Genomic DNA, 25,009 nt, shown 5'->3' on the forward strand with positions numbered 1-25,009 from the left:
ATCATCGCGATTCTGGGTATGGACGAACTGTCCGACGAAGATAAGCAGCTGGTAGCCCGTGCACGTAAGATCGAGCGTTTCCTGTCTCAGCCATTCCACGTGGCAGAGATCTTCACTGGTGCGCCTGGTAAGTACGTGTCTCTGAAAGAAACCATCCGTGGTTTCCAGGGCATTCTGAATGGTGAATACGATGAGATGCCTGAGCAGGCGTTCTACATGGTAGGCACCATCGACGAAGCGATCGAGAAAGCCAAAAACATGTAATTTGGGCTGGCCCGGATGACAGTAAGCTGTCGTCATCCGGCCTCCTGAATAAGAGGATATGAATATGGCTATTACCGTTCACTGCGATATCGTAAGTGCTGAAGAAAGCCTTTTCTCTGGCCTGGTAGAGCGCGTTATTGCCTCCGGCGAACTGGGTGACCTGGGTATTGAACCTGGCCACGCTGCGCTGTTGTCACCGCTCAAGCCTGGTCCGGTCCGTATTGTTAAGCAAAACGGCGAAGAAGAGGTGATCTACGTGTCCGGTGGTTATCTGGAAGTGCAACCGAATTCGGTTACCATTCTGGCTGACACCGCTGCACGTGCAGACGATCTCGATGAAGCTGCTGCTCTGGAAGCTAAGAAGCATGCTGAACAGGCAATTGAGAATCAGGGTGCAGACTTTGATTACTCACGTGCACTGACTCAGCTGGCCGAAGCTGCTGCGCAGCTGCGTACCATCCAGCAGATCCGCGAAAAGCTTGGTAAACACTAAGATTCTTGCGGTACAAAAAACCTCGCTTCGGCGGGGTTTTTTTATGTTTGAAAATTACAGCTGGAGGCCGCAGCCAGCTGCGACAACACCGGGTCCAGCAGATCCGCGAGAAACTGGGTAAGCACTAAGCTTAAGCAGTTAATCGTTAAAGAAACCCACCCTGTGTTAGCAGTGTGGGTTTTTTTATGCCGTTGTTGATCTGCCGGAAGCCGCAGCCAGCTGCGACAATAACGATGGCCAGCAGATCCGCGGAAAGCTTGGTAAACACTAAGATTCTTGCGGTACAAAAAACCTCGCTTCGGCGGGGTTTTTTTATATCTGCAGGAAGACCAATGGCCAGTCAGCGTTGAATCATAATAAATGTGTAATTGCATTCGGAACCTGGTTTTTTAAAAGGTGTATCAGGGGATAGCAGACAGCCGATAATCGCCAAGGACAGGAAATGAAAAGCTCAACATTAAAAATTGTGACTTGTCGCAGCTTAGGCCGGTTTTTAAAACTTATAATCAACGCCCTGGTATTGAAAATACTCCTTCGATCATTACTGAATATGGAAGCTTGGTAATACATGAAAAAGATTAAGTTATATTCTGCTCTGCTTTTACTGAACTGTTTGACAGGCTGTAGCAGCAACTTGGCTGTAAAAGCTGAAACTGATAATGCCCGTACTACCACCTCTACCCTGTTGGAAAATGCTGAAAATCTGCAGGGTGCAGACCGATATGCATCCTGTGTGTTATTAGGAGAGTTGTATGTCGATGATGGGGAATATAAAAGAATTGAACAGCGCCACAATCAGAATAATAAAGACATATGTTACCTTTATGTTTTAACAAAAGGTGAAGCTGTATACGCAAACGGCTATGACAGGATGTTTATTAAAAATTTCCCAGCCATCCAGGAAACTGAACAGTTATGGCAATACCACCGTGAATCCGGTTACCCCGTCAGCTTTTTACCACCATATATTCAGCTTCTGGCCGATCTTTCATACTCAGATGATCAGGCCCTGTATCGTTTACTTTCACTTTTAGATTCGCCATCGGGTTCAACATCCGAAGATTTAACTGGCAGGGTGTATTCGGTATACAAAGCCAATCCAGATCGCTTCAACAGAATATTTAGTGAAGCGGGTTTTGGAAGTGAGGAGCTGGACGCTATTAAATCTGTTATGGAAACGCCTTAAAGGAAGCCTGACGAATCCTCTTTATCTCATAGCAAGAAAACCTGCGCGTTAACGTGGGGAACAGATTGACAATAATTAACAAAATTTTCACCAGGTTATTTAGTCAGACACAGCTGATCACCGCGCAAAGCGCTTCAGGTTTTCACCAATACGGAAGTTAAATGCCAGGCTGATGCGCGGATCTTCTTCGAAGTGGGGAGCAACCATGTGCAGGAGATAGCTGGGGAAGATAAACATGGTGCCGATTTTGGGCGTGTAGGCAACCGTGGTTGCCGGGCGGTAAGGCGCGCCAACGGGAATCGGATCGAAGAACAGAATGTCGCCGTCGTGAATGCCGCTCTGGGATTCCGGCGGGTTTTCGTTCACGTCGATATAAAGCGCACCGCTCCATTCACACGGCAGGTGTGCGTGTGGAGCATTCCAGGAACCGGCGTCATTGATATTTACCCACAATGAGCTGAGCAGAATTTCTGCGTCGTCAGGCAGCTTTTCTGCATGGCGGATCAGTTTGCCACCCACCTCAAAAATCATCTGGCTGAGCCAGCCGTATACCGCTTCCTTACGGTTAAACAGATCGTCCTGCGAATGCCAGCCGCGCTGATTCGAGCGTTGAATGCCCTGCTCTGTCTCCCGTAGCTGCAATAAGGCAGAGCGTATTTCTGTCTGGCGCGCTTTTACGTCATCCAGCTGCACTTCGAGAATCGGCACGCCAAAATGGAGTCTGTTGTCGGCTTTCATAACTATGTCAGTTCCCTTTCTGTTATTGGGTTTCCTTTGGCCTACTTTGGCACAGACAAATAGTGAACTGAATAGCATTAATACGACATCCCGACATCTGTCGGGTTGAGGCTCTTTGCCGAAGCAGGCACTGTAATTCATCAGAAACTTGTCCATTCGGTCAAAATTCAGGCAAAAGCATTAACAGATTTATAACAATACGCAGAACTCAGGAGCAGCAGATGGAACATGGGAAGAACTACAGAAGGAAGCTTAAACCTCTGGTGGTGGTTATTGGTCTGGCAAATGCTCAGCTGGCGCTGGCCGATGACTGTACATTAACACTGACCGTTGATGCCGTGGCAGCAACGGATACAGAAGCCACCAAAACCCTGGACGAAGCACTGGCCGAAGCCGCGGCGTCAGCCTGTGATACCCGTGTGATTACCATTGCCGATACCCTATCGGGCGAGACGGAAACACAGCAGACGTCGTTCTCCATGAACGGCGGCAGAACACTGGAAGTAAACGGTCCGGCGGGCGGAGACTTTACCATCAGAACCACGTTCGCCAACCAGGAGCTGTTTGATGTTACTGAAGGCTCATCACTGACGCTCAGTAACCTGATTTTTGATGGAGAAGAGACCGCACGCACTGAAGCAGTTTTCGCGCTGACAGACAGCACACTGACAATCGACGAAGTCACGGTCAGCAATGTGAACTCCGGTGAGATCTCTGTTATTGATCTGATTGAAAGCGATGCTGCGATTTCCGGCAGTACGTTCAGTGGTAACCGCCGCTTGCTGTATGCCGACGGCTACGGTGGTGAACATACATTGACCGTTACGGATTCGACCTTCAGCAGTAACACCGGCGCTGCCATTGATGCTTTTGATAACAAACTCGTCATTGAAGATTCGCTGTTTGAAGATAACAGCAGTGTCGACAGCGGTGCGGCGATCTATTCTGATGGCGAGAGTGGCACCGGCTCAGTCCATATTGCTTCATCAATCTTCCGTGGTAACAGTAGCGGCGGGAACGGCGGCGCCATAAGAGCCAGGTACCAGAACGCGTTTGTAGTTGAAGACTCGGTGTTTGAAAACAACTCAGCCGCGGCATCAGCCAGCTTAAATGGCCGGGGTGGTGCTCTGTCGTTTGATGGTGGGATGGGCGGGCTGACGATCCGTAACAGCCGTTTCAGTGGTAACAGTGCTGACGGGATAGCAGGGGCTGTCAACTTTGATTTTCTGTATTTGCCTGAAGGCTCTGCGATCAGCATCGAAGACAGCAGCTTTAGCGGCAACCAGGTGGCGGTGAGTGAATTTTACAGCGGCCGCTATGCCGGTGGCGCGATTGCGATAAGCGCTGAAAGCGCGGTTGTGCTTGATATCAGGCGTAGCACCTTCAGTGGTAACCAGTCGGAAGATGAAGCAGGGGCAATTTACGCAGTCGGAAATGTTGATCTGACCATCGACTCATCCACGCTGGATGGCAACAGCGCGAGATACGCTGCCAGCGCATTGGGTTTTTACGGAAAGGCACTGTTGGTCAGTCATTCCACCATTACCGGCAACACAGTCACAGCCACAGATGCCAGCAGGTTTAATAACAGCGCACTGTACGCCTACCCTGACGATAATCTGCAGATTACCCATAGCGTCTTCAGCGGTAACAGTGCGGCCGCAGATGACACCGCTGGCAGTCTCTGTAGTGACATCGAATCCAGCTTTTCTACGTCACTGGCTTATACCTATTGGGATGGCCGCACTAAGCCTGTCTGTAAAGAACCAGACACCGACCAGAGCGTGATTACCTCCACCGCCGACCCTCTGTTAGGCGAGCTCGCCGATAACGGCGGTCCTACGCTCACCCGTTACCCGGCATTTAACTCCCCGTTAGTGGATGCCGGTGATGCCAATATTGAAGATGCACCGGCAACGGATCAGCGCGGCAGTGCCCGTATCGACCGCGGTGCTATCGATATTGGCGCGGTGGAGTATGGCAATCTGCCACCTGAAATTACGCTGGCGGCAGAGGACGCTACGCTGACGGTCGGTGATGAGTTCAGCCTGGATGCCAGTGATTTATTTACCGATCCGGAAGGCGACGCCCTTACCTTCGCGATGCAGGGCGCGCCGCAAGGTATCGGAATTGATGCCGGCACAGGTGAGGTATCGGGCACGCTAACCACCGCAGGCACGTTCAACATTACCGTCACAGCAACCGACGAGCTGGGGCTGAGTACTGATGTCAGCTTTACCGTTACCGTGGAAGAAGCGCAGCGCCGGAGCAGCAGCGGCGGTGGCGGCGCAGTTAATCTCTGGTGGTTAATGCCGCTGTTATTGATCCGTCGTCTGAGGAAAAAACAGTACGCCCAATGAGATGCGCAGCGGCAGAATTTCTGCCGCGTTTTTAATTGGATTTAATGCGCCATATTCATGCCGCACGCGTTCGGTTTTTGTTTAGCTCAGGGAACACTGGGTGCAAAAAATCATTCTGGAATTCCGTTTTGAAAGGCATATATTGAGCGCATCGGAACGTAGCACAGTCTGGTAGTGCACTGCCTTCGGGAGGCAGGGGTCGGAGGTTCAAATCCTCTCGTTCCGACCAGACTTTCCTGAGTTGCATTGTTTTTCGATGCATAAAAAACGGAGCCACAGCGCTCCGTTTTTTATTCAATAAATCAGGCTCTGTCGTAAGAACATACAGAGCACGATTTTTCGGTGTGATTTTATTCTTCAAACAAACCTTTCAGCGGCCGCAGTGGCTCATATTCAGCCTGTTGTTTCTGCGCTTTGGCCTGGAAGGTTTTCATCATATCGCCGGGGCGGAACATTCCCGACTGCCAGGTAGCCATGTATTTCAGACTGTCTTCTACGCTGTGGTCACGACTGTAGTTGAGCATTTCTTTGCAGCCGGTTACTGCTAATGGTGAGTTAGCGGCGATCTGACGGGCGATGGTCATGACGCCGTCGAGCAGTGCCTGCTGCGATGCAAATACGTCATTCACAAAGCCTAGTGCTTTTGCTTCTTCAGCAGCAAATTTACGTCCGCTATAGGCCAGTTCACGTACCACGCCCTGAGGCATGAGTTTCGGTAAACGCTGCAGGGTGCCAACGTCAGCGGTCATGCCCAGTTCGGTTTCTTTGATGGTGAAGTAAGCATCTGCTGTGCAGTACCGGGAATCCGCGGCACACACCATATCCAGTGCACCACCGATGCAGCCGCCCTGAATGGCTGCCAGCACAGGAATCCGCACCTGCTCCAGCGATGACAGACTGTCCTGCAGCTCAAGCACCAGACGGCGCAGGGCTTCGCCCATGCGGCCGGGATCGCCACTCATGGGTAACGCTTTCGGATCAGAGAAAACACTCAGGTCCATGCCTGCAGAAAAGTGCTTACCGGTGGATGAAATCACGATCACCCTGGCATCGCCGCTGGCCTCGATAGCGCGCATGCACTGTGGCAGCTCAACCCAGAAGGCTTTGTTCATGGAGTTCAGTTCATCCGGGCGGCTCAGCTGTACGTGGGCAATATGATCTGTGATGTCGACGGTAAAGCATTGGTAAGCGGACATGGGCTTCCTCACACTCTCAACGGGTGATTATTATCAGGATTTATAATGTTGACGGTGTCAAGATAAGTGCAGTGGCAATGCAGGTCAACCAGCCAGACCAGACCGGCCGCAGACGGTTTTCTATTGCCTGATTTCAGCCGCAGGACTGTTTGCGCCATCGGCTTAAGGCATTATGCTAGCCGACCTAATAATTTGAATCTCACCGACGACCGCCACAGAGACCCTTCATGCATAATCCTTTTACCCTGCTCGATTATCAGGCCCGTATTAACGGTGACGCCCTCGCCTGGGCCAACAGCAAAAGTACGCTGACGTTTGCGCAGATACGGGGCGTCGCGGCGCGCATGTCCACCCGCCTGGCAGAGCTTGGAATTCAGACTGGCCAGAGTGTGTTTATCGCCACTCAGCCTGATCTCGACTGGTTGCTGATCTGTGCACTGATGCACCGTGGCTGTATTTCCTGCTCCAGCCACGGTGCCGGTGCCAAAAACCTGCCTTATGAACCGGACTGGATTGTGACCGATAATCCTGCGGTCAGTGGCGACAACGTCATCCGTATTGATCAGCAATGGCTGGCGGATCTGGCGACTTATCCGGCCGATGAGCCCTGCATCAGCTTCGACAGCCCGGAAAGCATCTGCCGTATGGTGATGACCAGTGGTACGACGGGTGTCTCCAAGGTTGCGCCGCTGTCGGTGGATGTCTTTCTCAAGCGCAGCGACAGACTGGTGGGCGATTGGGTCAGCACGCGTGGAGACTCCCTGAACCTTATGCCGCTGTCGACTATTGGTGGTCTCTACAGTGCGGTGTACTCCTGGCGCTCAGGCCGCCCTTATTTTACTTACAGTACGCCAGCGTCAGTGATTGAGGTGATGAAGAAATACCGGCTGGCCTGTCTGACTGGTTCTCCGACCCAGCTGGCGAATTTTCTCGATGGCATTGGTCAGCATCCGGTGACCCTGCCGGACCTGCGTGAAGTCCGCATGGCTGGCAGTGCGGTCAGTCCGCGGCTGGTTAAAGCCCTGAAAAATGCCCTGAAAGTGCATATCTACAGTGTCTATGGCTCTACTGAGACCGGTGGCGTCGGCATGATTCAGCTGCGCCAGCCGAGCGATGTGGAAAAAACTGCCTATGTTCGTCCGGGTGTCGATGTGCAGATTGTCGATGATAACGATGAGCTGCTGCCGGCCGGCAGTGAAGGCCGTGTGCGGGTACAGGGGCCATCCAACATTAATGGCTACCTCGGTGGCGTGAATGCAGAGTCATTCAAGGACGGCTGGTTCTACCCGGGCGACCGTGGTTCTCTGACAGCAGAGGGCCTGCTGACAGTATTCGCCCGTGACGCCGAACTGATCAACCGCGGTGGTGAAAAGGTCAATCCGGTACCTGTGGATAACGCCCTGCTGAATTTCCCCGGCGTGCACGATGCGGCGGTTTTTGGCGTGGAAAATCAGCTGGGCTTTGTTGAAGTGGCCGCGGTTGTGGTGGCCGACAGAGACGTGGATATCCGCCAGCTCGGGCAATCATTGCAGGGCCAGGTCAGCGCAATGGCCATGCCCAAACACTTCTTCCGGGCGGAACAGGTGCTGCGTAATGAAATGGGCAAACCCATGCGTCTGAAAATGGGTGAGATCTACCGCCAGAAGCTGGTTGAGCACGGCGCCAAGGGGTTCTGAATTCTAATTCACCCCATTGCACCTGGCCAGCTATTCGCTGGCCAGAGCCTTTTGCTGCTTCTGGTAGGCGGCTTCGATACTGGCCGGCTCGTAGGGCAGAATTTCCAGATCTTCGCCGGCAGTACGGCGTGTTTTGATAACACCGTTTTCCAGTCCCCAGTCTTCCAGAAAGCGCACACGATCCTGCTGCCAGCGGCACTGTTCCTGATGTGAAGGTACGGTAACAAACTGGTGGGTCTGCTGATTTTCGTCCTGATAAGAAACCGCCAGCCAATTGAGTAACGGCGCTTCGCTGTCAGCATTCAGCAGTACCCAGAATGTACGGTCCATCTTCGGCGGGATAATCAGCTCATCGGCAAGCAGGTGATTCGAGCCGTTACCTGCCGGAGCCGATGCCTGCTTCTTTGAATCGATAATGCTTTGGCCAGCGTAAGCCCCCTTTTCACCCAGCGTCATGACTGCGCCTGTCTTTGCAACCGAATCATTATCAGAGGCCATCATTACCCGTGAAACAGTGCGCACAGCAAGGCGTGCCATGGCAGCATTATGGGTTTCGCGTTTGGCTTTCAGTGACTGGGCATCTGCCCAGGCCAACAGGTCACGGCCGCCGACCACATGGAAGTCTGCGTCTGAGTTGTAAGGAAAGCTGAGTTCAGTGGCGTTCATACGTCGCCACTCAGAGGAAGGGTTGCGGATGGACACCACCAGATAACCAAGGCTGTAACCACACAGGTCATCGCGGAATGATGCCGATACTTCCAGTGGTGGATTATTGCGGTCAGCTTCGCTGACGAAGGTCGCCTCCGGGCCTATCTTATGGCTGGCACAGCCTTGCAAGGTGAGCAGGACCAGACTGGTCAGCAGCGGAAATTTCATTTTCATAGTCACATATCCCTGTATCGGTTACCTGTTTCCGGAACAGCCGGTTATGGTAATTAACAGATGTGACATTAGTGTGAATAACCGGTAAGACTGGGTATGTTGCGCCTGAGGGCTTTGAAACCAGGGGTGTTGAAACTGATGGTGTTGAAACTGAGGGTGTTGAAACTGAGCGCGTTGAAAGCGTGGCTGCTGACACCGCGGCTGCTCTGGTAGTATAAAGCCCAGAAATAATAAACAGGCTCCACTATGCACAAGATCAATCTTTCCCGCGTCGATCTGAATCTGTTTGTGGTGTTTGATGCCATTTACCGCGAAGGCAATCTTACCCGCGCCAGCGAGCAGCTGAGTCTGTCGCAGCCGGCGGTGAGTCATGCGCTCAACCGTTTGCGTGAACGCTTTGATGATCCGCTGTTTGAACGGGCGGGCAAAGGCATGACACCAACGCCATTGGCCAAGGCGATCATTCCCCGGGTGCGGGCAGCGCTGCAGGATCTCGAATCGACCCTGACTGAAGGGCTCAACTTTGATCCGTCGGGCTCTGAGCGGGTATTCAGTATAGCTTCCCGTGATGTGATGGAAGCCAGTGTGCTGCCGCGTCTGATGGCGTCGCTGCAACAGCAGGCTCCGGATATTCAGCTGCGCAGTGTGCGACTGCCCAGGCGGGATATGGAAAGTGCGCTGGCGGCCGGCACGGTGGATTTTGCTGCTGATGTCCTGCTGCCGGTATCGGATGCCATCGAACATCAGCTGATCGGCAATGAACAGCTGGTGGTGGTTATGGCCGCAGAACATCCGCTGGCACATCAGCCGTGGGATCTGGAGGCCTATCTCAGTGCCCGCCATGTACTGGTTTCCAGTCGCAGTGAAGGTCCGGGCGTGGAAGATTTTGCTCTCAGCCGCAGTGGTCAGGCCAGGCGCGTTGCTCTGCGTTGTCAGAATTATTTTGCTGCCATGCAGGTGGTGCGCGGTACGCATCTGCTGCTGACTCTGCCGGACAGTTTTGCCCGCAGAATCGCCGCTGAAGCGGATATCTGTGTGCGTCCTCTTCCCCTGGAACTGGCGCCACTGGAGCTGCATCTGTACTGGCATCAGAAGTCATCCCGCGACCCGGCGGTGATGTGGCTGAAAGATCAGATCCTTGCTTTACCTCTGGCCACAGATCTTTGAAAACCAGACCTCTCAAACCCAGGCCTCTGAAACCCAGACCTCTGAAGCCCGTACCTCTTTAGCCCAACTTTGAAGCCCAACTTTGAAGCCCAACTTTGAAGCCCAACTTTGAACCAGCATGGCCGCCCGCTTATCAGGGCACAGACAGCGAATAATCCGAGCTGGCGTTAATCGCTGAGTTATTCCAGGTTTTGCCATCGCTGAGGATGGCACTGAGGCTGTAACTGTTGCTGCTGGCAGTGGCTGAAAACGTGGCATTCAGAGTATTGGCTGTCGCTTCCTGCACCAGCAGGTAGTTAGTGCTGCTGGTGTTGCTGCCAGTGGAGTACAGCTGGTAATAACCCACACTGTTTTCTCCTGCCACTGTCTGCTGGCTGACCTGCAGCGCGGCCAGTCCCTGTTGCGCAGTGCTTTGCGCTAACAGCAGCAGCGCCGGTTCGGCCATCGGCTGAGCACAGGTCTGGGCCTGGCTCAGCTCACGCAACTGGCGAATACACCAGACGGCATCGTTACTTTCACTGATGGTTTCCGGTCCATAGGTCATATTCAGAGTGTGGCTGCCCAGTGAACTCACTGCGGCAGAAATCTTCACCGCTGTTGTGCTCTGGCTGAGGAAGCTGATGCTCTTGCGTTCGTTATCGTAGCGGAAGTCGCTGAGCGTGGTGCCGCTCATGCGGCTGTTACTGTCGAGCGAAAACTGCGGTGCTTCCGCTGCGGTAGCAACACTGCCGGCACTGAACAGCGGCAGTGGGAAGGTGCCACTGGTATCACCCAGCGCGACAAACTCCGCCGCCAGACAGGAGGCTGCTTCAGGGCCAGAGCCCGTATCGCGGATCACAAACACAAACTTGTTCCAGCTTTCTGTCCACTCCCGGTTGCCTGATGCTGTGCTGTCATCCCGTTGCCGGGCGACTTTATGCATCAGCACCCAGGTGCCGGTGAGGTCACTGTTGAGATCGGTTCGTTCGCTGAAGCTGCTGATATCGTAAGTGCTTTCGCTGCCCGTGTTCCCCAGGCTGATGGTCGGCCCGGCGGGCAATGGTATGGCTGAGTCCGTGTTCCAGTTGCAATCCGGGTCGTTGTTCGATGATGCATCGTTGTTCTGCGGCGGATTGGCGTTGCCGTCCTGATCGTCGTTGCTGTCCGGATTTTCATCGCCGGAATTGCCTGAGCCGGGAGCGTTTGCCGGTGGGCTGGTTTCTGAGCCGGATGAGTCATTCTGCAGGCAGCCACACAGCAGCAGCGGCAGCAGACAAATAAGCATGCGGGGCACGGGCGTTACCTGTATTGAGTGTTTGTTATTGTTATGCAGACATCAGGGTCGCGGAGTGGTCAGGCTAAACCGGTACGAAGGTTCTGTAAACTGTTGTTATCTGTGTTGTTGTCTGTGTTAGCGCCCGGAGTCAGGAGAGCAGAGTAAGGGAGGCCGATAACCGGGTGGAAGCGGTGCCGGCACCGCTTCCTGATGTGTTACCAGCTCTTATAAGGCAGGAATTTACCGTTCAGGGTCAGCAGCACGCGGTCGCCTTTCGGATCTTCGACCTTGTCGACTTCCATGGAAAAGTCGATGGCACTCATGATGCCGTCGCCGAATTTTTCCTGAATCACTTCTTTCAGGGTTTCGCCGTAAACGCCGACGATTTCGTACAGGCGATAAATCAGTGGGTCGGTTGGCACTGCCTGATCCCAGATTTTGGTTGGGTAGGCTTCCAGTGCCGCGCAGACTTCCACACCCAGGCCCAGATACTCGCTGATGGCTTTGGCTTTTTCAGCGGGTGCGCTGTTCATACCCAGACAGGCGGACGTCAGCCACACAGGTGACATACCCAGGTCAGTGCCCATTTTTTCCCAGCTCAGACCTTTCTCAAGTTTGGCGGCGATGATGGTCTCGGTCATGGTTACTTTATCCATCAGAATTCTCCTCGTTTGATTATTTGTTATCGGCAGGGCTGCTGCGCTTCAGGCGCGCTTGCCATGCGCTTTTGTGGTGCGCACTGGTCGTGCAATCTGCGCTGTCATGTGGGTGAAGCGCAGGGTCAGGCGACTTTTTTGCCTGGCTGATGGCAGATTGCAAAGCAGGTGCCAGAGCGCGCGATTTTAGTGGCCTGACTGTGGGAAAAGCCGGGATTGCTCGACAAAGTGTTTAATAATCAATGGGTTAGTAACTGTACGCCAGTGCCTGGCTGATTACAGATACAGAGGGAACAGGTGGGCTGCCGTTTCAATCACGATGGCGTGACGCCGGGCCAGACGGGCGTGATCCTGATCGTAGCCTCCGCCGATCACGGTGAGCACCGGAATATGACGGCTGAGGCAATGACGCAGTACCAGCTCATCGCGTTCACGCACACCATTGAGGGTAATGTTGAGGTGACCGAGCACGTCGTGTTCCCAGACATCGGCGCCAGCATCGAACAGCACCAGATCCGGCTGCTGTTCATCGAGCAGCTGCAGCAGGGTTGCTTCCACCACGCTGAGATAGGCGTCATCGGCCAGCCCTGTGTCCAGACCGACATCCAGATCGCTGGCGGATTTGCGGAAGGGGAAGTTTTTCTCGCAGTGAATGGAACAGGTAAAAGCCCGTGGCTCATTGGCCAGAATCGCGGCACTGCCATCCCCCTGATGCACATCCAGATCGAAGATCAGCACCTTGTTGACTTCGCCCGTACTGAGCAGGGTCAGCGCGGTGTACGCCAGATCATTGATAATGCAGAAGCCTGAACCGAAATCGTAGTGAGCGTGGTGGGTGCCGCCGGCGAGATGGCTGGCCATGCCGTATTCCAGTGCCAGTCTTGCACTCAGTAGTGTGCCATTGGGCGCCGTGAGAGTACGGTCGACCAGCCCCTGACTCCAGGGCACGCCGACTCTGCGCCAGGCTTTCGTATCCATGCTCTGGCCGCACAGTTCATCAAGATATTGCGGACTGTGGGCAATGGTCAGATCAGTGGTGGTTGCCATGGCTGGTGTGAACAGATTATGTCTGCCGATCAGTCCCTGCTGTTGGCAGTAGTCGTGCAGGCGCACGAACTTGGACATCACGAAGCGGTGGTTCTCCGGGAAGGGGCAGGAATAGTTCGGATGGTAAACCAGTGGCAGCACAGCGGATCTTGTTTCAGGCAGTCTGTAACAGACTATTCTGCCTCAGCTGGCTGATAAATTCCTCTTCTGCCAACGGTTTACTGAACAGGTAGCCCTGATACTGGAAGCACTGGCGTGCCTGCAGATACAGTCGCTGGTCCTCGGTTTCCACCCCTTCGGCGATGATGTCCATATTGAGGCTGCGCCCCATCTGAATGATGGAATCGACAATCCGCGCCGGTTGCGACAGTTCGATAATGTCGGTAATAAACGAGCGGTCGATTTTCAGCTTGTCCAATGGCAGGTTCTGCAGATAACTCAGCGACGAATAGCCGGTGCCGAAATCGTCCAGCGCAAACGTCAGCCCGTTCTGGTGCAGGGCTTTCATTTTGTCGCGGATGATTTTCTTGTCCCCGAGGAAGATGCTCTCGGTGATTTCCAGTTCCAGCAGTTCAGGCTGTAACCGGTAAACCTCCAGGCAGTCAGCCACCAGGGATTCAAAGTTCGGGTCCATAAACTGTGCCGGGCTGATGTTCACCGCCAGGCGGCTGAAACTGCGCGGCAAGATATTACTCTCCTGCCAGCGCTTCAGGCAGCGACAGCTTTCCTCCAGAATCCAGCGCCCTAACGGGATGATAAGGCTGGTCTCTTCGGCGGCGGCGATGAAGATATCCGGTCTGACCGGGCGGCCGTGGTTATCCCAGCGGCACAGGGCTTCGGCTCCGGTGATATGACCGTCACTGTTGTACTGCGGCTGGAATACCAGCGAGAACTCTTTGTCATTGATCGCCTGGTGCAGATCATTGAACAGGTTCAGTTTATCCTGGGTCTGTTGCTGCATGTTTTCGGTATACAGGCTGATATCGTTCCGCCCCTGCCCTTTGGCGTAATACATCGCGGTGTCTGCCTGACGGATCAGGTCGCTGGCGTCCTGCTGACCAAAGGGATACAGGGAAATGCCGATACTGGCCGACAGATGGAAGTTCTGAACATCCAGGCGGAACGGCTCCCGTATGGTGTTCAGCAGGCGACCTGCGCATTCGTTGGCGACGGTCGCCGCAGCTTCCGGGGTATCGGACAGTTCATCGAACAGCACCAGGAATTCGTCGCCACCAAGACGCGCAGTGAGGTCTTCTTCGCGTACGGCGTTGAGCAGACGACTGCCCATTTCAATCAGCAGACTGTCGCCCACCGGATGACCGAGGGAATCGTTGATGTTCTTGAAGTGGTCGAGGTCGATGAAGAGTACGGCACCAAATTTACCGATACGGCGCGCGTGGGCCATTTTCTTCTCGATGTGCAGCAGCGCGAAGCGGCGGTTAGCCAGGTTGGTCAGCGGGTCGAAGTTGGCCTGATATTCGATCAGCTGCTGTTTGCGTTTCACTTCGCTGATGTCGCGGATCAACCACAGCACCCCGCTGGTGACGACGTGCTGCACATCGGATTCATCCAGCAGTGGTGTCATACGCGATTCGATAAAGAAATCGCCGTGACGGAATTCAACAATGACCGTGTCCTGGGTTGTTACTGCCTGATGGCGGCAATGTTCAAGACGGTCAGCCTCATGATGCTTCACCCAGCAGTTAAACTGCTCGCCGATCAGATCCCGGTTCAGCTCACGGATGGAACTTTCGTGGTTACCGTAACGGCTGCGCACCCGGCCGTTATTGTCGATCAGCAGCGCCACATCCGGGAAGGCCCGGGTAAAAGCCTGATCGCGCATGTACTGGTCATGCACCTGCTGCATGGTGTGCTGCAGGTGGCGGCTGAGGCTGTTGAAAGCGGATTCGAGCTGGGAAAATTCCTGCGATGCGCGGCTGTGGATAACGCTGCCCAGATGGCCATCGCGCAGTGAGCGGGTAAAGCCAACCAGGCGGTTCAGCGGGCGCATAACTTCGCGCTGAATAATCTGCTTCAGGCCCAGTGCGTACAGCACCAGCAAGCCAAGCAGCAGCCCGGCACGCATGATTGTCTGGCGCACCACTTCTTCGTACTGGTAGCTGGCATCGTAGTGCGCAATCAGCCAGCCCTGCTGACTGCTGCGCAGTTTGCCGGTGCGGATACTGACCGGCAGCAGCGCATAAAAATCGGTACCGTCCTGCACTGCCTGATAGCGGTTACTGCTCAGATCCAGCCCGGCAGGCACTTTCTCAGGCTCAAAGGTCTGGCCGATTTCTGCCCGGCGGGTGGACAGGCGAACAGAATCACCGATAACCAGACACAGGTGGCGCACGTGATAGCGGGTCGACATCTGCGTCAGAGCGCGGTCGGCAAGAGGCCAGTCGTTACTGAGCAGTTGTGACTGCATGGTCTGATTAAGACCGGTCAGCTCAGCTTCCATTTTGTTCATCCAGCTGCTGCTGTACTGGCTGGTCAGGCCCTGATAGAGGAAGTAACTGATCGCCAGCGACGTTATCCCCAGTGCGAGGGTGGTCCACAGGGTCAGTACATGACGCAGCGAGTAAGAGCGGCTGGCCATCATGGCTGTTGCTCCACGAAATAGGGGTAACTGATTTCATTGACGAACAGGTGCTGGTCCAGCAGCTGATAGCGCAGCATGATGTCAATCAGCTGATGGGCGTTACGCTCTATTTGCGAAGGGGATTCGCGCAGCATGCTCAGGTTGTGTTTGCGGTCTGGCAGTTCGAGGCCATCGAACATGTGAGGAATATCATCCGCAGCCAGCCCGAGGCGCTGATTCATGATCTGATAGGACTGCTGTGGCTGGTCGATAATCTGCTGGCGTGCTTTAAAGTAAGCTTCCACCAGAGTTTTCAGCTGATGATCAAAGGGCTCCAGCGCACTGCGCTGAACGGCCAGAACATCAACGATCTGGCCCTTAATCGCCGAGCTGTCAAACAGCCGGACTGCGCCGGCCTGAGCCAGTTCAGTAGCATAGGGCTCAAAGGTGACGGCGGCATCAATATGGCTGTCGCGCCATTGCTGCGTATGGGTATTGAGAGGCGCCGGAACAATCTGCACGTCATCCACATCCAGGCCGGCGTGATCCAGCGCAGCCTGCAGTATCAGTGCGCCAAGAGCGGTTATTTCAACGGCGATCTTCCTGCCTTTCAGATCCTGCAGGGTACGGATCTCCGGGCGCGCCATAATCACATCGGCGCCATCGGAAATATCAAAAATCAGCAGCACCACCAGGTCCTCACCGTCGGCCATCAGGGTCAGAACCTCGTCCAGGGTTAATGCGGCGGCTTCTATATGGCCCAGACTCATGGCGCTCATCACATCGGTGGCGGATGGCAGCTCAATCAGACGGACAGCGTCTTCGGACAGGTAGCCCTGTTCGCGGGCCAGATACAGGGGTTCATAGCCCGGCCAGACATTGGTACCCACACGTAACGGATGGGGTGTCTGTTCACAGGCACCCAGTAAAAAAGATGAAAACAGCAGAATCAGTGCAGGCAGTTGGCGCACAGCGACCTCAGGCAAATGACAATCTTACTAAGATTAGCAGTCAGTCCTGCATTTGCCGGGCATTCACGGCAGAAATTGCTCTGCGTCTATACCAAGGGCTAATAGTCTGCTTTGTTCAGGCGTGGTCAGCTGTTAAGCCACTGACAGGAGGTGGCAGCATGGCCAACAAAAATAAAAAAATGACGCAAAACTCCGCAAAAAACGCCGGTACTCAGGCAGGCGCGGACAACCAGAGTGCACCAACAAGTCGCTTCGAGAAAATTTTCTATCGCTATCTGGCCTGGTTCCCGGTACTGGTGTTACCCATGCTGGTGGTGGAAATGTTCAAGGCAGGCGATTACGCCATTGGCGGCATCATAGGTGTGATGCATGCGATTCTGGTATTCCGCTTTGTGCAGGTGATGAACATCGGCCAGTGGTTTAAAAAAAAGCCGGCGATTAGTCAGAGCTGAAGCCCGCTGATTATTCATCTGCACAGCGTGAAAACTGCTGTAAAAGCAGGAACAAAAACAGCGGCCTGAGCCGCTGTTTTTACTGTTGCCGCAAATAGCTTAAGAGCAGAACTCAGCGCTGGGTCAGTGCTGTTTTCGCCCGGGCTGCAGCCGCACGTACCTGATCCGGCGCGGTACCACCAATGTGGTTACGGGCTGCGACGGAGCCCTCCAGTGTCAGTACGTCAAACACGTCTTCAGTGATTTCGCCGGAGAACTGCTGCAGCTCTTCCAGTGTCATTTCACTCAGATCCTTACCACTCTGCACGCCATAAGCCACGGCTTTACCAACGATTTCGTGGGCATCGCGGAACGGGATACCTTTGTGTACTACGTAGTCAGCGAGGTCGGTAGCGGTGGAGAAACCACGACGCGCCGCTTCACGCATATCGTCTTTGCGTGAGATCAGGTTCGGTACCATATCGGCGAAGGCACGCAGAGAGTCACGCAGGGTATCAACAGTGTCGAACAGCGGCTCTTTGTCTTCCTGATTGTCTTTGTTGTACGCCAGCGGCTGGGATTTCATCAGCGTCAGCAGGGAAATCATGTGGCCGTACACCCGGCCGGTTTTGCCACGCACCAGCTCTGGCACGTCCGGGTTTTTCTTCTGCGGCATGATGGAAGAACCGGTGCAGAAGCGGTCTGGCAGATCAATAAAGCGGAACTGCGCGGAAGCCCACAGCACCAGCTCTTCGGAGAAGCGCGACAGGTGCATCATGATCAGGGACGCCGCGGAACAGAATTCGATGGCGAAGTCGCGGTCGGAAACCGAATCCAGGCTGTTCTCAGTCGGTGCATCAAAGCCCAGCAGTTCCGCTGTGTAGTGACGGTCGATCGGATAGGTGGTACCGGCCAGTGCCGCAGCGCCCAGAGGCAACTGATTCATGCGCTTGCGGAAGTCCATCAGGCGGCTGAAGTCGCGTTCCAGCATGGCGTTCCAGGCCAGCAGATGATGGCCAAAGGTCACCGGCTGTGCGGTCTGTAGGTGAGTGAAGCCCGGCATAATGGTGTCGGCTTCTTTTTCTGCCAGCTCAACCAGCCCCTGCTGCAGGCGGGTCAGTTCTGCTGTGATGGTATCGGTTTCATCACGCAGGTAGAGGCGGATATCGGTGGCCACCTGGTCGTTACGGGAACGGCCGGTGTGCAGTTTTTTACCTGTGATGCCGATCTTTTTGGTCAGTGCTGCTTCGATGTTCATGTGCACATCTTCCAGCTCCACCGACCACTCGAAATCACCGCGTTCGATCTCGATACGGACTTCTTCCAGGCCGCGGATAATATCGTCGCGTTCCTGTTCGCTCAGAACGCCGACTTTGCACAGCATTTTGGCGTGGGCAACCGAACCCTGGATGTCCTGACGGTACATGCGCTGATCAAAATCGACGGATGCCGTGTAGCGGGCAACGAAAGCATCGACAGGTTCAGAGAAGCGGCCACCCCAGGAGGAGTTGGTAGAAGATGAATCAGACATGAAAACCCCGGTATTCTGCTGTGCGTGTGTGATAAACGGCGCGGATTATAGCAATGACGCGTCCGCTCTGTCGCCCGCTTCGTGACCCAGGCCCTTGCTCTGCGGGCGACTGCAGGCGAGACTAACCGTACGGAATAAACCGGTTGATCAGGACGATTGTGCTGTGGGCGCATCTTCAGATTTACAGCAGCAGAAGCAGGAACAGAAACGGGCGCAACAGACGCAGCAGCGTCTGCTCGATGCTTTTTTCCTGCCCGACCTGTGCAATACCCGGGCGGTACTCATTCTGTTGGCCGTCAGTGAAGGTCTGGTGCTGGCACTGAACCTGATGGAAGGCCCGTTGCTGGAATTTTCCTGGCAGCGTTTCAGTGTTATGTCGCTGTTTGTGCAGTGGGTGTGCCTGCTGTCGGTGGCCGGGCTGTGTCAGCTGCGGGCGCTGCTGGTGCGGCTGTCAGTGGCCGTGGCATCTGTGGTCGCCGTGCTGTTTATTAATTTGGTGACCTTTCTGGTCAGCCTCAGTGGCGAACTCCAGTGGCCGCTGGACAGCCCCGGCGTCGACTGGCCATGGCTGATCCGCAACCTGCTGATCTGCAGTATTTTTGCAGCGCTGGCGCTGCGCTACTTTTACGTACAGAGTCAGTGGCGGCTGAAAGCGCAGGCGGAACTGACGTCGCGGCTGGCAGCACTGCAGGCGAATATCCGCCCGCACTTTTTCTTTAATACACTGAATACCGTGGCGTCGCTGATTATGGTGGACCCGGATAAGGCCGAAACCATGCTGCTCGATCTGGCGCAGCTGTTCCGCGCGGTGCTGAAGAACGATAACGCGCTGGTATCGCTGGCTGAAGAGATCGAACTGGGGCGGCGCTATCTGGACATTGAACAGGTCCGGCTGGGCGACCGCCTGCAGGTAGAATGGCAGTTGCCGGGGCAGATTCCGCCGTTAAAAGTACCGCAGCTGGTGTTGCAGCCCTTGCTGGAAAACGCGGTTTATCATGGTATTCAGCCCAATCCGGAGAGCGGTACTATCACCGTCTGCCTGGAACAGGATGGCGCTCAGCGCTGGCAGCTGAGCATTACCAATACCCTGCCCGCACAGCGTGGTGGACGAACCTCTCATCAGGGCAATGGCATTGCGCACGCCAATATCCGTGCGCGGCTGCAGGCGCAGGATGAGGTCGCTGACCTGCGCACGGAAGAAGCTGACAACGAATACAGAGCCCGGCTGCTGTTGCCGCAGCGGGCTGAAGGTGCAGAAGGTGCAATGGACAAGGCAATGGAGAAAACCGCATGAGTTACCGTGTGCTGCTGGTGGACGATGAACCCCTGGCACGGGAACGGCTGAAACGCCTGTTACTGGAACATGATGATTTTGACTGTGCCGGCGAAGCCGCTAACGGCGATGCGGCGCTGTCCTGGCTGGCGCTGCATCAGGCCGATCTGGTGCTGCTGGATATTCAGATGCCGGGGATGAGCGGGCTGGAAACCGCCGCAGAGATCATTAAGCGCGACAACGCACCGGCGATTGTTTTCTGCACCGCGTATGACGAACACGCGTTGCAGGCATTCGGCGTAAAAGCCATTGATTACCTGCTTAAGCCAATCCGTAAGGAAGACTTTTCCCGTGCTTTGCAGCGTGCGGTGGAATGGCTGGGAACGCGGCCACAGCAGAATGAAGAAGCATCGGCGGGTGTGCGTACACACCTGAGTGCGCGCACACATAACGGTCTGCAGCTGATTCCACTGGACGATGTGCTCTACTTTTACGCCGATCAGAAGTACGTCAGCGTGCGCCATACCGGTGGCGAAACCCTGATTGATGATGCTCTGAAACAGCTGGAGGATGAGTTTGACGGACGGTTTGTACGTGTGCACCGCAGTGCGCTGGTTGCCCGTGACCGCATCGAGCGTCTGGTCGCCCAGCAGGGTGGCGGCCACAAGGTCTATCTGCGTGGGCTGGAGGAAGGTGTTGCCGTCAGCCGACGCCATCTGGCTGAGGTCAAACGGGTGATGAAAGGCATGTGAAGATTTCTTTCTTCACAGTAAAAAACGCCGACAAAGCGGCTTATCTGTGTCGCACTCGGGGCGGATGCTCCATATAGTGAAGTCAGTACCGGAGTGGGCGCGCAGCGCCTGCTCTGCTGATTTTCCGGCAACAGGCAGTATGTTATGAAAACCATTCTTTCCGTATCGGCACTGGCCGGTCTGCTCATTACCCTGATTTACAGTCTCAGTACCGCGGCGGTGTCCGGGCACAATGTCGCCACCGGTGAAGCCATTCATCTGGCAGGCTGGCAGGCCATTTACGTGTTCATCAACGATAAAGGTCTGCATGCGTATATCTTCAGCCTGCTGCCGGTGTTCCTGTCATTCAGCGCGATTATTGCCTTCACCTGGCACTTTATCCGCCGTAAGCGACAGCGCAGCCTGGAAGCCTGAGCGAAGGCAGCCGGGCAAAAACGCATACGGTTAAGCGCGGTCAGTTCAGGGGTCTATACTCAGGGCAGACTCCTGTGACCCACTCTGTGACGGGAGCATCGCCCCTCAGGAAACAGGGATACCATGGCCGGATTAAGAATAATAATGATCGCTCTGCTGAGCTGCCTGTGGGCTGTACCGTCAGCAGCTCTGAATCTCAGTCAGGCGGAGAACCGTCTGCTTGAGTACGGAGAGGTCCGTTATTTTTTTGATGATCAGGGTCTTACTGCGGAGCAGGTCATGGCTGCCGTGGATACCCTTGACTGGCAACAGGCGTCTTCAGCATTACTGACTCCGCCGCGCAGCCGTCACCCTGCCTGGATTCTTCTCGATATACACAACGACACTGAAGACGCCGCATTCCGGTTGCTGGAACTGCGTTGGACCAACCTGCGTGAGGTGGTGTTTTACCAATACGACAGCACCCATGGTGAGCTGATTGAACTGCGCGCCGGGTTGCAGTACGGGCCGGAAGTGCGCTACCGGCACGAGGCCAGTATCTCCTTTCCGCTGATTGTTGAAAAAGGCGAGACCACGCAGGTGTTGTTGAAGGTTTTCACCTCCTATAACTACCTGCTGCCCATTTATCTGTGGGATGAGCGTGGCTATGACGAATTTCAGTTGGGGCATTACAGTCTGTATGCCTTTCTGTTCGGCATTATGGCGGTTATGTTCTTTTACAACATGGCACTGTGGCTGTTTACCCGCGACGCTATGTATCTGATCTACTCGTCTTACCTGCTGTCCATTACCTTTTTTGTTCTGGCGTCGAGTGGCATAGGGGAGCATTTGCTGTGGGGGAATTATCTCTGGTTCCGTCTGCATGCCTATGGCATGGCGGCTATGATCAGCTTTGTTACCGCCTCACTGTTTCTGCGCTATTTCCTCAAATTGCCGAAAAAAGGCGGCTGGCCGCTGCATCTCAACAACATTCTGCTGGTTTATTGGGGAGCTGTTCTGCTCCTCTATCTGACGGGAACTGAGCCTGAGGTTCTGAAAACTGAGCTGATGTCTCTGGTTTCCACCCTGTGCAGTCTGATCACCGGGGTCTATCTGGCGCTACGGGGCAGCCGTTCCGCGCTGATTTTCTCCGCCGCCTGGTCGAGCGTTATTCTCGGTACGGTTATTTACATCCTGATGCTGCGCGGCGTTCTGCCGTTTAACGGCTTCACTCAGTATGTGCAGTTGTTTGGCTTCGTGCTGGAAATCGTACTGCTGTCCTTCGCTCTGGCCGAGCGGATTAATCAGGAGCGGCGGTTGCGTGAAAATGCTCAGAATGATCTGTTGCTGGTGCAACAGGCTCACAGCAGGGATCTGGAACAGCGCGTCAATGAACGTACCGAGGAGCTGGAGCGTGCTACCCGCGAATTGCAGAGTGCTAACCGCGAACTGCAGGTACTGAGTGTTACCGATGCCCTGACCGGATTGCACAACCGCCGCTATTTTGATGATGTACTGAATCAGGAAATTTACCGTTCCCACCGGCTGAATCAGCGGCTGGCCATGTTACTGGTGGATATCGATCACTTTAAACAATTCAATGATGACCACGGCCATCTGGTGGGCGACCAGTGCCTGGTCAGTGTTGCGCGCACCATGAAAGAGGTTTTCCCGCGAGAGTTTGATTTTGTCGCCCGTTACGGTGGAGAGGAATTCGCCATCATTCTGCCCGGACTGGATGAGCAGGAAGCGGCGGCAAAGGCCGAAGAACTGCGTGCCCGGATTGCTGATCTCAGTCTGCGCTGCGGTGGCTCTGTGTTGTCTGTGACCGCCAGTTTTGGTGCGGTCAGTCTGATCGCGGACAGTAACACCGCGGCGAAAGACGTGACTGATATGGCTGATAAAGCCCTTTACTGCGCCAAGGATGATGGACGCAACTGTGTGCGGGTTTTTTCACCGGCGGTGAGTTGATATCTGACATAAACGACTCCCCTGCTACCGTCTCAACGTCCGTATGATCGGCTATTCCATAATAAGAAAAACTCACCCGGGGCGCGTTATGAAATTCCTGTTGAAATTACTTTTGCTGCTGGCTGTGATTGCCGTGGCTTATCTGCTGCTGGTACCGGCACCCATTAACTCTGTTGCTGTTCAGGTCAGCCAGCCGCTTATGTTCAGCGGCCCTCTTGCCGTTAACGATCGTCTGCAGTCAGCCGAGCTGATTTCATTGCCGGCCGGGCAGTCTGGCGGTGAAGACATCGCCCGTGACCCGCTTGGCTGTCTGTATACCGGCACCGAAGACGGATCCGTAATGCGCAAGTGTCCTTATTCTGACTGGGAAGTGCTGCTTAATACCCACGGCCGCCCACTGGGTCTGCATTTTGATGCCAGCCAGAATCTGATTATCGCGGATGGTGAAAAAGGTCTGCTGAGTATGAGCCCGGCCGGCAAATTAACGGTACTGGCCGATCACTTTAATGGTCAGAGACTGGGAGTGGTTGATGATGTCGATATCGGGGCCGACGGCACCATTTATTTTTCTGATGCCAGCAATCGCTATGCGCTGAAAGATATTGTGCACGACGTGCTTGATGGACGTTCTTCCGGCCGTTTATTCGCTTTTGATCCACAGACCAGCTCCCTGACCCTGCTCAGTGGTGGGCTGGCATTCGCCAATGGCGTAGCCGTGTCTGCCGATCAGAGTTATGTGCTGGTTAATGAAACCTTCCGCTACCGTATCCGCAAAGTGTGGCTGAGCGGAGATAAAGCCGGACAGGATGAAATCATCACAGACAACCTGCCGGGAATGCCGGATGGCATTGCCCGAGCGCCGGATGGCAGCTATTGGGTGGCGATGTACGGCCTGCGGCCAAAGTTAGTGGACGCAATTCATGACCAGCCCTGGCTGAAAAACCTGCTCGCCCGTTTGCCTGAGTCTCTTGCGCCTGTGCCCAAACCTTACGGTTTTATTCTGCAGATTGATGCGTCGGGAAAAATACTGCGCAGCTATCATGATCAGGCAGCGGTAGCGATGGGAGGGATAACGTCAGTGCAGCCGGAAGCTGATGGTCTCTATCTGGGGACGCTGCACATGGGCCGAATCGGTAAGCTGAGCTTCTGAGGAAGCTCAGCTTAAAAAAGCGCAGTGTCAGCGCCTGTTAATGGGCTGTCTGACCACCGTCGACCAGATATACCTGACCAGTCGCAAAGCTTGCTGCATCAGAACACAGGAATAACACCATGCCGGACATTTCTTCCGGTTTCGCCGCGCGGCCAATCGGACTGTTGGCCATTAAAGCATCAACGAATTTTGGATCATCCAGCCAGCGTTTGGTCATGGCGGATTCAACCAGGCCTGGTGCCAGAGTATTTACCCGGATACCCTGAGTTGCATAATCCAGAGCTGCGGCACGACCCAGACCGACCACGCCATGTTTGGCGGCGACGTAGGGTGCCATACCCGGATCGGCGACCACGCCAGCCACGGAGGCAGTATTCACAATGGCGCCGCCGCCACTTTTCAGCATCGCCTGAATTTCATACTTCATGCAGTTAAATACGCCTTTCAGGTCGACCGAAATAATGCAGTCAAAATCGTCTTCTGTCTGTTCAGCCAGAGGTGCCGTTGGCGGCAGCAGACCGGCATTATTGAATGCGGCGTCCAGTTGGCCGAATTGTTTCACTGCCTGATCAACCAGGTTGGCAACCGCTTTGCCATCGGACACGTCGGTTTTAACGAACAGGGACTGAGCGCCGAGCTCTTTGATTTCTGCTGCGGTTTCCTTTGCCCGTTCGTCCACGTCACCAATAACAACGTTGGCCCCCTGCCCGGCAAAAGCCAGTGCAGTGGCTTTACCTATACCGGTTGCAGCGCCGGTTACGATGACGGTCTTGCCTTCATAATTCAGTAGATTCTTACTCATCTTACGCACTCCTTGTTTGATCAGTTTTCCCGGCAACGATTGCTCAGCAGGGACAGTTTTACATCACAAAGTAAGACGGCGGCAGGCACGATTAGTTGAAAGTGGAACGCAATGTTCAGCAATACTTCTGGCACAGAGGATGCAGCCAGCAGAATTGGCGCTGGAACAAAACAGCCTGAAAAAGGAAAGAAAGAAGCTAAAAAGAAGGCCAGAAAGAAGGGTAGAAAGAAGGGT

The 25,009-nt window shown here is 54.5% G+C and carries 22 protein-coding genes, 1 tRNA gene and 1 pseudogene; 13 read left to right on the forward strand and 11 right to left on the reverse strand.

Going from position 1 to position 25,009, the window contains the following annotated elements:
- The 3 genes and pseudogenes from B2Z72_RS09225 to B2Z72_RS09235 form a co-directional block, all read left to right on the forward strand.
- Window positions 1-264 (forward strand): annotated as a pseudogene (locus B2Z72_RS09225) (F0F1 ATP synthase subunit beta); the annotation flags it as partial.
- Window positions 265-328: 64 nt separating this feature from the next.
- Entirely contained in the window at window positions 329-757 is a 429-nt protein-coding gene (locus B2Z72_RS09230) for a F0F1 ATP synthase subunit epsilon (protein WP_296982232.1), read from the forward strand.
- Window positions 758-1,325: 568 nt separating this feature from the next.
- Window positions 1,326-1,943 (forward strand): hypothetical protein, encoded by a 618-nt coding sequence (locus B2Z72_RS09235; RefSeq protein ID WP_296982230.1) that lies wholly within the window; start codon window positions 1,326-1,328, stop codon window positions 1,941-1,943.
- 117 nt (window positions 1,944-2,060) lie between these two features.
- Here B2Z72_RS09235 and B2Z72_RS09240 read toward each other — a convergent pair whose 3' ends face one another.
- Window positions 2,061-2,681, reverse strand: coding sequence for a TIGR02466 family protein (locus tag B2Z72_RS09240; protein WP_296982229.1), 621 nt, complete (start codon window positions 2,679-2,681; stop codon window positions 2,061-2,063).
- Window positions 2,682-2,902: 221 nt separating this feature from the next.
- Between B2Z72_RS09240 and B2Z72_RS09245 the strand changes: the two genes are divergently transcribed.
- A complete protein-coding gene (locus tag B2Z72_RS09245) occupies window positions 2,903-5,041 on the forward strand; it encodes a choice-of-anchor Q domain-containing protein (protein WP_296982227.1) in 2,139 nt (712 codons plus the stop codon).
- Between the two features lie 152 nt (window positions 5,042-5,193).
- A tRNA-Pro gene (locus B2Z72_RS09250) sits at window positions 5,194-5,270 on the forward strand.
- A gap of 121 nt (window positions 5,271-5,391) precedes the next feature.
- On the opposite strand, the gene B2Z72_RS09255 is transcribed toward B2Z72_RS09250, so the two are convergent.
- Window positions 5,392-6,237 (reverse strand): crotonase/enoyl-CoA hydratase family protein, encoded by an 846-nt coding sequence (locus B2Z72_RS09255; RefSeq protein WP_296982225.1) that lies wholly within the window; start codon window positions 6,235-6,237, stop codon window positions 5,392-5,394.
- Window positions 6,238-6,464: 227 nt separating this feature from the next.
- On the opposite strand from B2Z72_RS09255, the gene B2Z72_RS09260 reads away from it, so the two are divergent.
- Window positions 6,465-7,913, forward strand: a complete 1,449-nt coding sequence (locus B2Z72_RS09260; protein WP_296982223.1) for a class I adenylate-forming enzyme family protein — start codon at window positions 6,465-6,467, stop codon at window positions 7,911-7,913.
- A gap of 30 nt (window positions 7,914-7,943) precedes the next feature.
- On the opposite strand, the gene B2Z72_RS09265 is transcribed toward B2Z72_RS09260, so the two are convergent.
- Entirely contained in the window at window positions 7,944-8,795 is an 852-nt protein-coding gene (locus B2Z72_RS09265) for a hypothetical protein (protein ID WP_296982221.1), read from the reverse strand.
- Between the two features lie 246 nt (window positions 8,796-9,041).
- Here B2Z72_RS09265 and B2Z72_RS09270 point away from each other — a divergent pair, with 246 nt between their 5' ends.
- The gene (locus B2Z72_RS09270; protein ID WP_296982219.1) at window positions 9,042-9,962 is read left to right on the forward strand and encodes a LysR family transcriptional regulator; all 921 of its coding nucleotides are present in this window, start codon (window positions 9,042-9,044) and stop codon (window positions 9,960-9,962) included.
- 133 nt (window positions 9,963-10,095) lie between these two features.
- On the opposite strand, the gene B2Z72_RS09275 is transcribed toward B2Z72_RS09270, so the two are convergent.
- The 5 genes from B2Z72_RS09275 to B2Z72_RS09295 all read right to left on the reverse strand — a co-directional run bounded on the left by B2Z72_RS09275 (window position 10,096) and on the right by B2Z72_RS09295 (window position 16,472).
- Complete coding sequence (locus B2Z72_RS09275; protein WP_296982217.1) at window positions 10,096-11,235, reverse strand: hypothetical protein; 1,140 nt, start codon at window positions 11,233-11,235, stop codon at window positions 10,096-10,098.
- Between the two features lie 197 nt (window positions 11,236-11,432).
- Window positions 11,433-11,873 (reverse strand): cyanase, encoded by a 441-nt coding sequence (gene cynS / locus B2Z72_RS09280; protein WP_296982215.1) that lies wholly within the window; start codon window positions 11,871-11,873, stop codon window positions 11,433-11,435.
- 276 nt (window positions 11,874-12,149) lie between these two features.
- Entirely contained in the window at window positions 12,150-13,061 is a 912-nt protein-coding gene (locus tag B2Z72_RS09285) for a histone deacetylase family protein (protein ID WP_296982213.1), read from the reverse strand.
- Window positions 13,062-13,074: 13 nt separating this feature from the next.
- Complete coding sequence (locus tag B2Z72_RS09290) at window positions 13,075-15,522, reverse strand: putative bifunctional diguanylate cyclase/phosphodiesterase (RefSeq protein WP_296982211.1); 2,448 nt, start codon at window positions 15,520-15,522, stop codon at window positions 13,075-13,077.
- Window positions 15,519-16,472: an ABC transporter substrate-binding protein gene (locus B2Z72_RS09295; protein WP_296982209.1), complete on the reverse strand. Its 954-nt coding sequence runs from the start codon at window positions 16,470-16,472 to the stop codon at window positions 15,519-15,521. The genes B2Z72_RS09290 and B2Z72_RS09295 overlap by 4 nt, the downstream gene beginning before the upstream one ends.
- A 158-nt stretch (window positions 16,473-16,630) precedes the next feature.
- On the opposite strand from B2Z72_RS09295, the gene B2Z72_RS09300 reads away from it, so the two are divergent.
- A complete protein-coding gene (locus tag B2Z72_RS09300) occupies window positions 16,631-16,924 on the forward strand; it encodes a hypothetical protein (protein ID WP_296982208.1) in 294 nt (97 codons plus the stop codon).
- Between the two features lie 112 nt (window positions 16,925-17,036).
- Here B2Z72_RS09300 and argH read toward each other — a convergent pair whose 3' ends face one another.
- Window positions 17,037-18,434 (reverse strand): argininosuccinate lyase, encoded by a 1,398-nt coding sequence (gene argH / locus B2Z72_RS09305; protein WP_296982207.1) that lies wholly within the window; start codon window positions 18,432-18,434, stop codon window positions 17,037-17,039.
- 163 nt (window positions 18,435-18,597) lie between these two features.
- Here argH and B2Z72_RS09310 point away from each other — a divergent pair, with 163 nt between their 5' ends.
- The 5 genes from B2Z72_RS09310 (at window position 18,598) to B2Z72_RS09330 (ending at window position 23,973) form a co-directional block, all read left to right on the forward strand.
- Window positions 18,598-19,728, forward strand: a complete 1,131-nt coding sequence (locus tag B2Z72_RS09310) for a sensor histidine kinase (protein ID WP_296982205.1) — start codon at window positions 18,598-18,600, stop codon at window positions 19,726-19,728.
- Window positions 19,725-20,459: a LytR/AlgR family response regulator transcription factor gene (locus tag B2Z72_RS09315; protein WP_296982203.1), complete on the forward strand. Its 735-nt coding sequence runs from the start codon at window positions 19,725-19,727 to the stop codon at window positions 20,457-20,459. The genes B2Z72_RS09310 and B2Z72_RS09315 overlap by 4 nt, the downstream gene beginning before the upstream one ends.
- A 144-nt stretch (window positions 20,460-20,603) precedes the next feature.
- The gene (locus B2Z72_RS09320) at window positions 20,604-20,873 is read left to right on the forward strand and encodes a hypothetical protein (protein WP_296982202.1); all 270 of its coding nucleotides are present in this window, start codon (window positions 20,604-20,606) and stop codon (window positions 20,871-20,873) included.
- Window positions 20,874-21,017: 144 nt separating this feature from the next.
- A complete protein-coding gene (locus tag B2Z72_RS09325) occupies window positions 21,018-22,823 on the forward strand; it encodes a sensor domain-containing diguanylate cyclase (RefSeq protein ID WP_296982200.1) in 1,806 nt (601 codons plus the stop codon).
- A gap of 88 nt (window positions 22,824-22,911) precedes the next feature.
- Window positions 22,912-23,973, forward strand: coding sequence for an SMP-30/gluconolactonase/LRE family protein (locus B2Z72_RS09330; protein ID WP_296982198.1), 1,062 nt, complete (start codon window positions 22,912-22,914; stop codon window positions 23,971-23,973).
- Window positions 23,974-24,010: 37 nt separating this feature from the next.
- Here B2Z72_RS09330 and B2Z72_RS09335 read toward each other — a convergent pair whose 3' ends face one another.
- Both B2Z72_RS09335 and B2Z72_RS09340 read right to left on the reverse strand, forming a co-directional pair.
- On the reverse strand, window positions 24,011-24,775 hold the full coding sequence (locus B2Z72_RS09335; protein WP_296982196.1) for an SDR family NAD(P)-dependent oxidoreductase: 765 nt from the start codon (window positions 24,773-24,775) through the stop codon (window positions 24,011-24,013).
- A 20-nt stretch (window positions 24,776-24,795) separates the two neighbouring features.
- Window positions 24,796-25,009 (reverse strand): hypothetical protein (locus B2Z72_RS09340; protein ID WP_297004641.1); only part of this gene is annotated, 214 nt, incomplete at its 5' end.

The sequence above is a fragment of the Thalassolituus sp. UBA6592 genome (assembly GCF_002433655.1).
Classification (GTDB): domain Bacteria; phylum Pseudomonadota; class Gammaproteobacteria; order Pseudomonadales; family Oceanobacteraceae; genus Venatoribacter.